The sequence below is a fragment of the Halalkalibacter krulwichiae genome (genome assembly GCF_002109385.1).
In the GTDB taxonomy this organism is placed as follows: domain Bacteria; phylum Bacillota; class Bacilli; order Bacillales; family Bacillaceae_D; genus Halalkalibacter; species Halalkalibacter krulwichiae.
Genome location: NZ_CP020814.1, coordinates 4447967 through 4460666 on the forward strand (window position 1 = coordinate 4447967; position 12700 = coordinate 4460666).

Annotated in this window: 13 protein-coding genes; 3 read left to right on the top strand and 10 right to left on the bottom strand. The window is 40.3% G+C overall.

The features are described 5' to 3' along the window. Positions 1-20: 20 nt before the first annotated feature. Positions 21-659: an urease accessory protein UreG gene (ureG, locus tag BkAM31D_RS22600; RefSeq protein WP_066154964.1), complete on the top strand. Its 639-nt coding sequence runs from the start codon at positions 21-23 to the stop codon at positions 657-659. After that, positions 631-1437: an urease accessory protein UreD gene (locus tag BkAM31D_RS22605; RefSeq protein WP_066154969.1), complete on the top strand. Its 807-nt coding sequence runs from the start codon at positions 631-633 to the stop codon at positions 1435-1437. The genes ureG and BkAM31D_RS22605 overlap by 29 nt, the downstream gene beginning before the upstream one ends. A 154-nt stretch (positions 1438-1591) precedes the next feature. On the opposite strand, the gene BkAM31D_RS22610 is transcribed toward BkAM31D_RS22605, so the two are convergent. From BkAM31D_RS22610 to BkAM31D_RS22645, 8 genes are all read right to left on the bottom strand, one after another. Continuing rightward, a complete protein-coding gene (locus BkAM31D_RS22610) occupies positions 1592-2206 on the bottom strand; it encodes a thymidine kinase (protein ID WP_066154972.1) in 615 nt (204 codons plus the stop codon). A 149-nt stretch (positions 2207-2355) separates the two neighbouring features. Further along, the gene (locus tag BkAM31D_RS22615; RefSeq protein WP_066154975.1) at positions 2356-2601 is read right to left on the bottom strand and encodes a type B 50S ribosomal protein L31; all 246 of its coding nucleotides are present in this window, start codon (positions 2599-2601) and stop codon (positions 2356-2358) included. 146 nt (positions 2602-2747) lie between these two features. After that, complete coding sequence (rho, locus tag BkAM31D_RS22620; RefSeq protein ID WP_066154978.1) at positions 2748-4016, bottom strand: transcription termination factor Rho; 1269 nt, start codon at positions 4014-4016, stop codon at positions 2748-2750. A 498-nt stretch (positions 4017-4514) separates the two neighbouring features. Next, positions 4515-5480: a class II fructose-bisphosphatase gene (gene glpX, locus BkAM31D_RS22625; protein ID WP_066154981.1), complete on the bottom strand. Its 966-nt coding sequence runs from the start codon at positions 5478-5480 to the stop codon at positions 4515-4517. A 292-nt stretch (positions 5481-5772) separates the two neighbouring features. Next, positions 5773-7056: a UDP-N-acetylglucosamine 1-carboxyvinyltransferase gene (gene murA, locus BkAM31D_RS22630; RefSeq protein ID WP_066154984.1), complete on the bottom strand. Its 1284-nt coding sequence runs from the start codon at positions 7054-7056 to the stop codon at positions 5773-5775. A gap of 151 nt (positions 7057-7207) precedes the next feature. Continuing rightward, entirely contained in the window at positions 7208-7849 is a 642-nt protein-coding gene (gene fsa / locus BkAM31D_RS22635; RefSeq protein ID WP_066154987.1) for a fructose-6-phosphate aldolase, read from the bottom strand. 138 nt (positions 7850-7987) lie between these two features. Continuing rightward, positions 7988-8851, bottom strand: coding sequence for a class II fructose-bisphosphate aldolase (locus tag BkAM31D_RS22640; protein WP_066154990.1), 864 nt, complete (start codon positions 8849-8851; stop codon positions 7988-7990). 267 nt (positions 8852-9118) lie between these two features. Beyond that, positions 9119-9481, bottom strand: a complete 363-nt coding sequence (locus BkAM31D_RS22645; protein WP_084372216.1) for a response regulator — start codon at positions 9479-9481, stop codon at positions 9119-9121. A 245-nt stretch (positions 9482-9726) separates the two neighbouring features. Between BkAM31D_RS22645 and BkAM31D_RS22650 the strand changes: the two genes are divergently transcribed. Continuing rightward, the gene (locus tag BkAM31D_RS22650) at positions 9727-10251 is read left to right on the top strand and encodes a DUF2529 family protein (RefSeq protein WP_066154995.1); all 525 of its coding nucleotides are present in this window, start codon (positions 9727-9729) and stop codon (positions 10249-10251) included. Between the two features lie 48 nt (positions 10252-10299). Here the strand turns inward: BkAM31D_RS22650 and pyrG are convergent, their stop codons facing one another. Beyond that, on the bottom strand, positions 10300-11901 hold the full coding sequence (gene pyrG / locus BkAM31D_RS22655; RefSeq protein ID WP_066154997.1) for a CTP synthase: 1602 nt from the start codon (positions 11899-11901) through the stop codon (positions 10300-10302). A gap of 208 nt (positions 11902-12109) precedes the next feature. Beyond that, a complete protein-coding gene (gene rpoE, locus BkAM31D_RS22660) occupies positions 12110-12640 on the bottom strand; it encodes a DNA-directed RNA polymerase subunit delta (protein WP_066155000.1) in 531 nt (176 codons plus the stop codon). Between the last annotated feature and the right edge of the window lie 60 nt (positions 12641-12700).

The window sequence follows — 12700 nt, forward strand, 5'->3', positions numbered from 1 at the left end:
CTATTGAAGGAGCGATTAGAATGAAAAAACCTGTACGTATTGGAATTGGAGGGCCAGTCGGCTCTGGTAAAACAGCCTTAACAGAGCGCTTAACAAGAGCCATGCACGAAGAATATAACTTAGCTGTTATTACAAACGATATTTACACAAAGGAGGATGCCCAATTCCTCACAAAACATGGCGTTTTGCCTCCCGAGCGTATTATCGGAGTAGAAACAGGAGGATGTCCCCATACAGCCATCCGTGAAGATGCCTCAATGAATTTCGAAGCAATCGATGAACTAAATAACCGTTTTGACGATCTCGACATTATCTTCATCGAAAGTGGCGGAGATAATTTATCAGCTACTTTTAGTCCTGAATTAGTCGATGGCTTTATTTACGTTATTGACGTAGCAGAAGGCCAGGACATCCCACGTAAAGGCGGTCCTGGTGTGACCCGCTCTGATCTGCTTGTCATTAACAAGATTGATTTAGCACCTTATGTTGACGTTGATCTCGATGTAATGAAAGAAGATGCAACAAAGGCACGAGAAGGACGCCCATTCATTTTTGCCAACCAGAAAAAAGACATCGGCGTAGAAGAAGTAATTGGTTGGATTAAATATCAACTATTGTTAGAGGATTTATATGCAGAACCTGCAGCTAAAGAAAACTAATTCAAAATTGAACTCCATGCACGGCAAGTTGAATTTACACTTTAAAAAAAGAGGTTCTCTAACTCGACTCACAAGCAGTCACCATTCCTCACCGTTAAAAGCAAGCAAAGCTCTTTATCTTGATGGCGAAGGCACTGCCACCGTCTATTTAATGGAAACATCAGGTGGTATGGTTGCAGGAGATTGGAATGCGTATACATTTTTAGTTGAGGACGATTGCGACGTCACACTTATTCCACAATCATCGACAAAAGTATATCCATCAAAGTTTGATTTTGCTTGTAGGCAGACGATTGAGATGACTGTAGGAGCAAATGCAAGGGTGAAGTGGCTTCCTGAAACGACGATTCCGTTTGAGAATTCCATCTTTCTAGCGGACACGAAAATTCATTTACAGGAGAACTCTTCTCTCGTTTTTGGTGAAATCTTTTCATCTGGCCGTCAAAAAAGTGCAGAAAGCTTTGAATTTAGGCGCTTCTCATCGAAAACAAACATTTATGTAAATGATCAAATCATTGTCTTTGATCATCTCGATATCAATAAAGAAGCCTCTCCACTCTTTGAACTCGGCATGTTTGAAGAACATACGTATATGGGGAGCATTTGGTTAATTGATCAATCTCTTGCAAGTCGAGAGTGGGAGTTCCCCTTTTTCAAGTCAGCAAGCCATCGCTTTGGAATGACCCAATTAGATGACTACGGCGTTCACTTCCGCTGGCTTACAAATGACCTGTGTTTATTGAAGGAGCAAATGGAGCAAGTTATTTCGGAAGTGTAAAAGATACCTACATTGAGCATCGCTCAATGTAGGTTTTTCGTTTTGCAGGTCTTTGAAAGTTGCATACTTCGATGCAACTTTCATCAATCTCTGCCTTCTTGCTCCTACACAAAAAGCCAGCAGCTCTTAGCTATAGCTACTGACTTCTCGTTTATCAAATTTGCTCTGCCTTAATCGGTACGACAAGCCTTGGACGACCTGGTACTTCATGACAATGACGACAGCGTGGTTCATATGATTCAGATGCACCAACAAGAATAACTGGATCGGTGTAAGCTGCTGGTTTCCCATCAATCAATCGTTGTGTTCTGCTAGCTGGTTGTCCACAACTAGGGCAAACAGCTTGAAGCTTCGTTACAGATTCCGCTAAAGCCATTAATGGCTGAATTGGACCGAACGGCTCCCCACGGAAGTCTTGATCAAGCCCAGCACAGATAACTCGTATCCCTCGATCGGCTAACTCATCAACGACGGCAACGATTTCTTCATCAAAAAATTGGACTTCATCAATCGCAACGACTTGCGTCTCATTTTTTATAAGATTGAGGATATCAACAGACTTTTTTACAGGTGCTGCCATTACCTTCGTTCCATTATGTGAAACGACTTCTTCTTCACTATAACGGTTGTCTAGTGCAGGCTTAAACACTTGTACATTAAGTTTGCCAAAGCTTACACGGCGAACTCTTCGGATTAGCTCTTCTGATTTCCCAGAGAACATACTTCCACAAATGACTTCAATCCAGCCTTCCTGTTTCATGACATGCATCTAAATTCCCCCACAACTACAAAATTCATTTTATCGAAAACGTTCGTACATAGTATACGCAATTTATTGACTGCGACTTTCAACAAATAGTCGCTTCCGGCAAAAAAAACAGGCAAGAGCTTTGCGCTTGCCTGTTCGACTATCCAGTTTTACTTCATGTTGTATTTCTTCTTGAACTTATCTACACGTCCACCAACATCAGTAAGTTTTTGCTTACCAGTGTAGAATGGGTGAGAGTCTGCACTAATTTCAACTTTTAAAAGTGGGTATGTGTTGCCATCTTCCCACTCGATTGTTTCAGCAGAACCTTTAGTAGATCCGCTTAGAAACTTGAAACCTGTGCTTGTATCCTGAAATACCACTTTTTGGTAATTTGGGTGAATACCTTGTCTCATACTTTTCATCTCCTTTGCCCTGAATCTCTCGAAACAGAATTTCTAAATCACACATGTCGAAATTATAACAAGCCCGCCGCTAAAAAGCAACTCCATTTTCATCCAGTAGGAAGGTTCCTCCTTGATAATGACTCCTTATGAAGAAATTATCGCTTTCGATTACGGCTCATTTCTTCTTCCATCGCCTCAAAGAAATCAACATTTGTCTTTGTTTCCTTCACTCGTTTAATGAAGTGATCAACAAACTCTGGTGAATCACTCATCGTTTTACGAATAGCCCATAGCTTGTCTAGCTGGCTCTTTGGCATAAGTAACTCTTCTTTCCTTGTACCAGAACGACGAATATCAATCGATGGGAAGATTCGGCGCTCAGCAAGCTTACGATCAAGGTGAAGCTCCATGTTCCCCGTACCTTTAAATTCCTCATAGATAACATCATCCATACGCGATCCTGTTTCCACTAACGCTGTTGCTAGAATTGTCAAACTTCCACCCTCTTCAATATTACGAGCAGCACCGAAGAAGCGCTTCGGACGGTGGAATGCAGCTGGGTCAATCCCTCCTGATAATGTACGGCCACTTGGAGGAATAACCAAGTTGTAAGCACGTGCTAAACGAGTGATGCTATCCATCAAAATGACAACATCTTTTTTATGTTCAACAAGGCGCATGGCACGTTCAAGAACGAGTTCAGCTACTTTAATATGATTTTCTGGTACTTCGTCGAATGTCGAGCTTACGACTTCAGCTTTAACTGAACGTTCAATATCTGTTACTTCCTCTGGACGCTCATCAATCAGAAGAACGATTAATTCAACATCAGGATGGTTTTCGGCAATGCTGTTGGCCACTTCTTTCATTAATGATGTTTTTCCAGCCTTAGGAGGTGCCACAATCAATCCACGTTGTCCAAAACCAACAGGTGAGATCATGTCGATAATTCGAGATGACACACGTCCAGGAGCTGTTTCAAGATTAATCTTCTGCTCTGGATAAAGAGGCGTTAATGCTGGGAAATGAGGTCTTTCTCTAGATGTCTCCGGTGCATCACCGTTAACAGCCTCTACATGAAGAAGTCCATGATAACGCTCATTTTCCTTTGGCGGCCTTACTTTTCCAGAAACTTTATCGCCATTGCGCAAGTCAAACCGGCGGATTTGTGAAGCGGAGATATAAATATCTTCCGAACTAGGCATATAGTTTATCGGTCTTAAGAAACCAAATCCCTCTGACTGGATAATTTCTAAGACACCTTCCATAAACATCAAGCCATCTTGTTCTGCCTGTCCTTTTAAAATCGCAAAAATAAGTTCTTTTTTCGTTAATTTGCTGTAATAGGAAATTTTGTATTCCCTAGCAAGTTCATAAAGCTCTTTCAGCTTCATATTTTCTAAATCAGAGATATGCACTCCCATTATTACACCACGCTTTTTTATTAATAAGTCGATAAGAGCACACAAAAGTGGCCTTATAGACCGGTTGATTTGGTTTATGTTTTAAAAATCTTCATTCTTGTTCACAGAATAAACTCAGGAAATGTGTTCATAAAAATAGAATGGAGAGTTCTGGAGATTAATCGATGATCACTTTATAATGAGTGGAGCTACGGCATATTAAACCTAATGTTCGAGGTAATAGCAACATGTTTAAAGCCATTGCTCAGAGTTCTGAACGAAATTTTTCACTTTAAAACGAACATATATACTATTTTAACCACAAATATAAAAAATATTCAAGGTCTCTCAGTAATAGAGGGTGTGCCAAAAGGTTTCTTATTGACCTTTTGGCACACCCTTAGAAGCAATGAGCAAAGTCGTAACAGTTTGAATAGAGCATGGTTTCTCCTCTCATCGTGCGTAGCGAACAATGACTTGCACCTCTCTAATCCGACTTGCTAACCTCTTACATTCTTATTAACGAATAACAAGGTCTGGTTTCTTTTTCATACTATGTTTTCCATCAACGAATCGAACCGTTCCAGATTTTGCACGCATGACTAGGGATTGTGTTGTTGCTGAGCTTCCATGATAACGAACCCCTTTAAGAAGTTCACCATCTGTTACACCTGTTGCAGCGAAAATACAATCATCCCCTGCGACAAGATCATCCATTGTAAGAACTTTGTTCACGTCAGCAATTCCCATACGCTTACAACGTTCCAATTCTTCTTCATTAGCAGGTAATAACTTACCTTGAAGTTCACCGCCTAGACACTTCAAGCCTACAGCTGCGATAACGCCCTCAGGAGCTCCTCCTGATCCAAGCATAATATCTACACCCGTATCACCAAAAGCTGTATTTATTGCCGCTGCTACGTCTCCATCAGATAGCAACTTAATACGCGCACCAGCTTGTCTAACTTCATGAATGATTTCCTCATGACGCTCGCGATTTAAGATCGATACAACCAAATCTTCTACGTCTTTGTTTTTTGCTTTCGCAACAGCTTTTAAGTTTTCGATGACAGGAGCATTAATATCTACTTTTCCAACCGACTCTGGTCCTACTGCTATTTTATCCATGTACATATCAGGAGCGTGAAGCAAGTTGCCATGGTCTGCAATCGCAAGAACTGCTAACGCATTCCATTGACCTGAAGCAACAATGTTCGTTCCTTCTAATGGGTCAACTGCTACGTCCACACGAGATCCGTAGCCATTTCCAAGCTTTTCACCAATGTAGAGCATTGGTGCTTCGTCCATTTCTCCTTCACCAATCACGACTGTCCCTTTCATTGGGATTGTATCAAAAACATCACGCATCGCTTCCGTTGCAGCACGATCCGCCTCATCCTTATTGCCTCGTCCCATCCAACGTCCAGATGCTAATGCTGCCGCTTCTGTTACACGCACTAGCTCCATTGATAAACTTCTTTCCATGCTTGTCTCCCCCTTGTTAGCTGTTACAAATTTTACTAGTTTCATATATTTTCACTAATAGATTGTTCTTAATTAAGTGCTTACATTCACTTGATTGCTATTTTTGGAGTCTGAGTATAGTTGTAGTTCTTGGTAATAGCGGGTTTTGGTGTGTGCGAACATAGTGGCAATGGCTTTACTCAGCATGAGCGCCTTTTAGGAGAAGAGCACTCCTAAAAGGCTTAAGTGATTGGCAGCGGCTCCGCTCATTGCATCGCTAACAGAAAAAAGGTGAAGTTTGACCTTTTTTCTGTTAGCTTTTCACCTGTTCTAGTTCTTCTTCGGACATTTTTTCGCGCCAGATTTTGGCTCCGAGTCCTTTTAGTTTTTCTTCGAGATTGGCATAGCCGCGGTCGATGTGCTCGAGACCGGAGATTTCGGTTACTCCTTCGGCAAGGAGACCAGCAACCACGAGGGCTGCTCCGGCACGAAGATCACTTGCGCGTACTCTTGCGCCCTGAAGCTTTGTTTTTCCATTTATAATGGCTGAGCGTCCTTCTACTTTTACATTGGCACCCATTCTTCTTAGTTCATCAATATGTTTAAACCGCGCATTGTAAATCGTATCTGTAACAATGCTTGTGCCTTCTGCTTGAGTTAGTAAGCTTGTGAATGGCTGTTGAAGATCTGTCGGAAAACCTGGGTAGACAAGCGTTTTAATATCAACACCTTTTTTCTCCCTGCTGTTATGTATTAACAACTGGTCATCACTCACTTCAATTGTTACACCCATTTCTCTTAGTTTGGCAATCAATGATTCAACATGGTATGGAATGATGTTATCAATCAATACCTTCTGCCCCATTGCTGCAGCTAAGATCATATAGGTTCCTGCTTCAATTCGATCTGGTATAATCGAATGTCTGCAGCCTGATAGCGATTCAACCCCATCGATTCGGATCACATTTGTACCTGCGCCCTTGATTTTCGCTCCCATACTTGTCAGTAATGTAGCAACATCAATAATCTCTGGTTCTTTCGCTGCGTTTTCTATAATCGTTTGTCCTTTTGCTTTAACAGCCGCTAGCATAATGTTGATCGTTGCACCAACACTAACAACGTCCAAATAAATGCGAGCACCACGAAGTTCGTCTGCACGCAAATAGATTGCACCTTGTTCGTTTGTGACTCGAGCGCCTAACGCTTCAAAGCCTTTTATATGCTGATCAATCGGTCTCGGCCCTAAATTACAACCTCCAGGAAGTCCAATAACTGCTTTTTTAAATTTTCCTAACATAGCACCCATTAAATAATAGGATGCTCGTAGTTTTTTTACACGGCCATTTGGAAGTGGCATTGCAATCATGTTCTCAGGATTAACTGTAATTTCATGCTTCCCTAGCGTCACATCTCCACCAATTTCTTGCAGTAGTTCAGCAAGTAAATGAACATCCGAAATTTCTGGTAGATTGTCAATTGTTACAAGTGAATCCGCCAAAATAGCCGCAGGAATTAACGCTACTGCGCTGTTTTTGGCTCCACTTATTTGTACTGTCCCCTCAAGAGGGTATCCGCCTTCAATCATTAATTTATCCATAACCGCTTCCCTTCCATTGGTGCTCTTAAGACACAATAATGTTTTCTCATACTTCCATTATAACCATATCAGTGGAAATGTAACGAGGTTTTCTGTGTCTGATTGTAACGGAAATGGTCAAATTTTTCCACTAAGTGTGGTTAGCTGTTGATTAACGGTTATTCCAGTCAGCTAAAAACTTTTCAATACCTTGATCCGTTAACGGATGTTTAGACAATTGCTGAATCACGTTAAATGGGATTGTTGCAATATGAGCACCGAGACGAGCCGATTCAGTAACATGGATTGGGTGACGAACAGATGCTGCAATAATTTGTGTTGGGATTTCATGAGCATTAAAAATTTCGACAATTTCCGAAATAAGCTCTAGTCCATTTTGACCAATATCATCAAGTCTTCCTAAGAAAGGAGACACGTATGTTGCACCAGCACGAGCTGCTAGCAATGCTTGTACACCAGAGAAAACAAGCGTAACATTTGTTGTAATTCCAAGATCGGTTAGAGCACGAACAGCTTTTAGACCTTCTGTTGTCATTGGTACTTTTACAGTAACATTTGGTGCAATTGCCGCAAGCTCTTTCCCTTCAGCAATCATTCCTTCTGCATCTAACGCGATTACTTCTGCACTTACAGATTCTTCTGTAACGATGCTTGTAATTTCACGCAGACGATCGTGAAAATCAACGCCTTCTTTTGCAACTAATGATGGATTGGTAGTTACACCAGCTAAAATTCCTAATGCCTTTGCCTCTTTAATTTGTTCAATGTTTGCAGTATCAATAAAAAATTTCATAATTCTTCTCCCCTACCCATTTAAAATTTTTGTCGATTTTTATCAAAGCGTTTACATTTCTGTGTTCTAAGAACATTTAGTTAATTGAAATGCCATTAAAAGCAGCTCTCATTGAACTGCTTTTAATGGTAATTCTATTTATGCTTTGTTTGAAGATCCAAATTCGCGCATTTTGCCTTTTACTGTTTCTTTAATCGCATCACGAGCTGGTCCTAAGTATTTACGAGGATCATATTCGTTTGGCTTAGCAGCAAGCGTTTCACGAACTGCAGCAGCAGATGAAATTTGGTTTTCTGTGTTTACATTAATCTTAGCATGTCCAAATTCGATTGCTTTTTTAATGTCAGCAGTTGGGATACCTGTTCCACCGTGTAGTACAAGTGGAATACCAACAAGCTCATCGATTTCCTTCATACGGTCAAATCCAAGATTTGGCTCACCTTTGTAAGGTCCGTGAACTGAACCTAGTGCTGGAGCAAAGCAGTCAACACCAGTTGATTCAACTAACTCTTTACACTCAGCTGGAATTGCATAAGCAGCTTCAGCTTCGTCAACAACTAAATCATCTTCTTGTCCACCAATGCGGCCAAGCTCGGCTTCAACTGAAACTCCAAGAGCGTGAGCAACAGCTACCACTTGCTTTGTGATCGCAATGTTTTCTTCAAGCGGGTGGTGAGAACCATCGATCATAACAGAAGTAAATCCTGCATGGATCGCTTCCACACATTTTTCGAAGCTTGAACCATGGTCTAAGTGAATCGCAACAGGAACTGTGATGTTATAATCGTCCATTAGTGCTTTAACCATTGCTACAACAGTTTTAAATCCGCCCATGTAACGAGCTGCACCTTCAGATACACCACAAATTACTGGAGATTTCTCTTCCTCAGCTGCTTGTAAAATTGCTTGAGTGAACTCAAGGTTATTTAAGTTGAATTGACCAACTGCATAACCCTCTGCCTTTGCTTTGTTAAGCATGTCTTTCATTGATACTAAAGGCATCCTACTTCCTCCTTCGTGTTAAGAGCAAATCTAGATAACGAACCTAACTGATTAGATCAGTCAGCGCATCTATTTAACAAGGTACCCGATTGGGACTTCAAATATCCAACAACTATGTATAGATCCTCATTAAACAAAACGCTCATCTTAAGAAAAGCTCAATTATTGAACGTGTCCATTATAGCATATTGAATTAAAAAAACACCTATTTCTCGCGGGTTTTCGCAAGTTTTTAAAAGTAAGCGTTTTAATTTTCCTTTTGTCTGCTTATGAAACCGTTAAACTATTTTTTATTACTTCACGAATGTCATCAATGTCAAAAGGCTTCGCAAAATGAGTAATCGCTCCTAAGCTCATTGCCTCATTAATTAAATTTAATTCGCCGTACGCCGTCATCATAATGACATCAACTTGAGGATTATCTTCTTTGATGCGTTTTAAAATTTCTAACCCATCCATTCCTGGAATTTTCATATCAAGTAATACAAGGTCTGGTTGTTCTTGGTCGACAATCTTCAACGCTTGCACCCCATTTGCAGCATCAAACATTTTATAACCATCTTTTTGCAAGATTTCACAAAGCAATACACGGATACCGTACTGATCATCTACTACTAATATTTTTTTCAATATTCGTCACTCCTCTCGAGATTTGTGTGTATGTTTCCTATCATTAATATCCTTATCATTGCCTACACACTCCAACAAATTCTAAGTATTCGTTACAACTTTTTTAAATCCTGCAATAATTTCACACACTCACAAAGAAACCGTCCGACAATCAATGTCTAACAATGTCGATTGACTCATGCCTTTTTATCCATTACTTAGTACGGTATAATGCTTTTACTAGCATGTCAAAGGAGGTTCACATCTTGCAAAAAATTTTCAATACACAACTTACAGGATTATTACAAAATATTGATGAAGATCGACTCGAGGATGCGGCTCGCTTATTAAGCCAAGCCTTAATTGGTGAGGGCCACGTATACATACATGGAAAAGATGAAATGGCAGCTGTTACATCAGAGGCTTTATATGGAAAAGAAAAAATAGATAAAATTTCTCCATTATTAACAGAAGGGAAAGTAACAGAGCTCGATTTCGCCGACCGCGCCCTTCTCATTTCTAGATCTACAAACGATGAAGAAATGATGGATCTCGCTCGGCATTTATCCAGCCAAGGCATCTTAATCGTTGGAATTACAGCATATACAGAAGACAGCACCGCTAGGAAATGGACCGATTCGGTTGATGTTCATATTGATTTCAATCTTACAAATAGCCTCGTCCCCACCGATACGGGTGAACGTGTCGGCTATCCCGCATCCCTTCTAGCTCTTCACACTTACTTTTACTTGCACTTGCTTATTGTTGAATTTCTAAGTGAGTATGAGTAATTTTCGAAAAAGCCCGTTGAGTAAGAGACTCAACGGGTTTTTTTAACGTTATTTTTTCAATGAAGCACCAACAAATTCTCTAAATAATGGTTGTGGGCGCGTTGGTCTTGAGCGGAATTCTGGGTGGAATTGAGAAGCAATGAAATAAGGGTGATCCTTAATTTCAACAATTTCCACTAATCTTCCATCTGGACTTGTCCCAGAGAAAACAAAGCCTGCTTGTTCCATTTGCTCACGATACTCATTGTTAAACTCGTAACGATGACGGTGACGCTCGTATACAACTTGCTCGCTATATGTTGCATGAGCAACAGTTCCTTCAACTAGCTTAGCAGGGAATAAACCTAAGCGTAGTGTACCTCCCATATCTTCAACATCTTTTTGTTCAGGAAGTAAGTCGATGATTGGATATGGAGTTTCAGGATTTAATTCTGCTGAGTGTGCACCTTCTAAACCTAAAACATTTCGTGCATACTCAATCGATGCTAACTGCATTCCTAAACAAATACCTAAGAATGGAACTTTGTTTTCACGCGCATAGCGAATCGCAGAAATCTTTCCTTCGACGCCACGATCACCAAAGCCTCCTGGTACTAAAATCCCATCAGCTGAACCAACTAACTCAGCTACATTCTCATCTGTTACTTTCTCTGCATCAACCCACTCAATTTCAATGTCAGAATCGTATGCATATCCAGCATGACGCAATGCTTCTGCAACGGAAAGATAAGCATCTTGAAGAGCAACATATTTACCAACTAATGCAATTTTTACTTTTTCAGATAAGTTTTGAACTTTATTAACAAGAGCCGTCCATTCTGTCATATCTGCTTCTTTACACTCAAGCTTTAAGTGATTGCAAACAATTTGATCGAATTTTTGTGCTTGAAGATCAAGCGGTACTTGATAAAGAGTATCCGCATCACGAGCTTCAATAACAGCATTTTTGTCAATGTCACAGAACAAGGCAATCTTTTCTTTCATATCTTGAGGTACAGGCATTTCTGTACGAACTACGATCACGTTAGGCTGAATACCAAGGCTACGTAATTCTTTTACACTGTGCTGAGTTGGTTTTGACTTCATTTCACCAGCAGCCTTTAAGTAAGGAATTAACGTACAGTGAACGTACATAACATTATCAAAGCCTACATCACTCTTAATTTGACGAATCGCCTCAAGGAACGGCAAACTTTCAATGTCTCCTACTGTTCCACCAATTTCCGTAATGACAACATCTGCTCCTGTTTCACGACCAGCTCTGAATACACGCTCTTTAATTTCATTTGTTACGTGAGGAATGACTTGAACCGTTCCACCTAAATAATCACCGCGACGTTCTTTCTTTAAGACTGTTGAATACACTCTTCCTGTTGTCACGTTACTATTTTGGCTTAAATTAATATCGATAAAACGCTCATAGTGACCTAAGTCTAAGTCTGTTTCTGCGCCATCATCTGTTACAAACACTTCACCATGTTGGTAAGGGCTCATCGTTCCTGGGTCCACGTTAATATACGGATCAAACTTCTGGATCGTTACTTTCAATCCACGGTTTTTTAATAATCTTCCTAATGATGCTGCCGTAATTCCTTTTCCAAGTGATGACACAACGCCACCGGTTACAAAAATATACTTAGTTGTCGCCATTTTTTCGTCTCCCTTGCTCTGTATAAAGTATTCTCCTAGTTAGGGTATGCTATATAAATAAAAAAAAACAAAAGTGACAGCTCTCCCCAGGAAGGGGGCGCACTTTTGTTTGTATTATTACGATCATGTATTGATTTCTAAAGCCCAAAAATGATTCTACCTAGATTAGTTACAGAAGTCAAGAGGCAGAGTCGAGATTTGTCGTTCTTTAACGTAAATCGTCCTCATCATCAAGATCACTGTCGTCGTCATCAGAGTCATCATCAGAATCAATATCATCTATTTCGTCCGTATCGTCAAATTCATCGACATCTACATCGCTGTCATCAGCATCAGCAATTTCATCAAGCTCATCTTCTAAGTCTTCATACTCATCTTCGAAATCTTCGAAGTCATCATCCAACGTATCAATATCATCAAGGTCTGCCTTTGCCTTCGCTTTTTTACGTGGCTTAACAGGAGTCGTAATTTCCTCTTCAGCTTGCTCAAGTGGATACCAGCTCTTTAACCCCCAACGGTTATCTCCAAGAGAATGAAATCTGCCGTCAATATTCATATCGGTATAAAGGTTAGCGATACGCTCGTCTAATTCCTGTTGTGACATTTCTTTCATTGCTGCAACTTGTTTAGCAAGTTCGTAGTAATCAAACGGTTGTTTTGACTCTTTCATAATTTCAAACGCAATTTCAACCATTGACATTTCTAGCAATTCTTCTCGATCCATTGCTTGTAAACTCACGGGCTGCACGTCCTTTCAATCAATCTTCTATGTATTGGTCCTAGCATATAATAAGCATAC

Bases quoted from the DNA above. Each gene is read 5' to 3' on its own strand.
- BkAM31D_RS22615 (WP_066154975.1), bottom strand. From the start codon at position 2,601: ATGAGACAAGGTATTCACCCAAATTACCAAAAAGTGGTATTTCAGGAT.
- murA (WP_066154984.1), bottom strand. From the start codon at position 7,056: ATGGATAAATTAATGATTGAAGGCGGATACCCTCTTGAGGGGACAGTA.
- BkAM31D_RS22605 (WP_066154969.1), top strand. From the start codon at position 631: ATGCAGAACCTGCAGCTAAAGAAAACTAATTCAAAATTGAACTCCATG.
- BkAM31D_RS22640 (WP_066154990.1), bottom strand. From the start codon at position 8,851: ATGCCTTTAGTATCAATGAAAGACATGCTTAACAAAGCAAAGGCAGAG.
- fsa (WP_066154987.1), bottom strand. From the start codon at position 7,849: ATGAAATTTTTTATTGATACTGCAAACATTGAACAAATTAAAGAGGCA.
- pyrG (WP_066154997.1), bottom strand. From the start codon at position 11,901: ATGGCGACAACTAAGTATATTTTTGTAACCGGTGGCGTTGTGTCATCA.
- BkAM31D_RS22610 (WP_066154972.1), bottom strand. From the start codon at position 2,206: ATGCATGTCATGAAACAGGAAGGCTGGATTGAAGTCATTTGTGGAAGT.
- rho (WP_066154978.1), bottom strand. From the start codon at position 4,016: ATGGGAGTGCATATCTCTGATTTAGAAAATATGAAGCTGAAAGAGCTT.
- glpX (WP_066154981.1), bottom strand. From the start codon at position 5,480: ATGGAAAGAAGTTTATCAATGGAGCTAGTGCGTGTAACAGAAGCGGCA.
- ureG (WP_066154964.1), top strand. From the start codon at position 21: ATGAAAAAACCTGTACGTATTGGAATTGGAGGGCCAGTCGGCTCTGGT.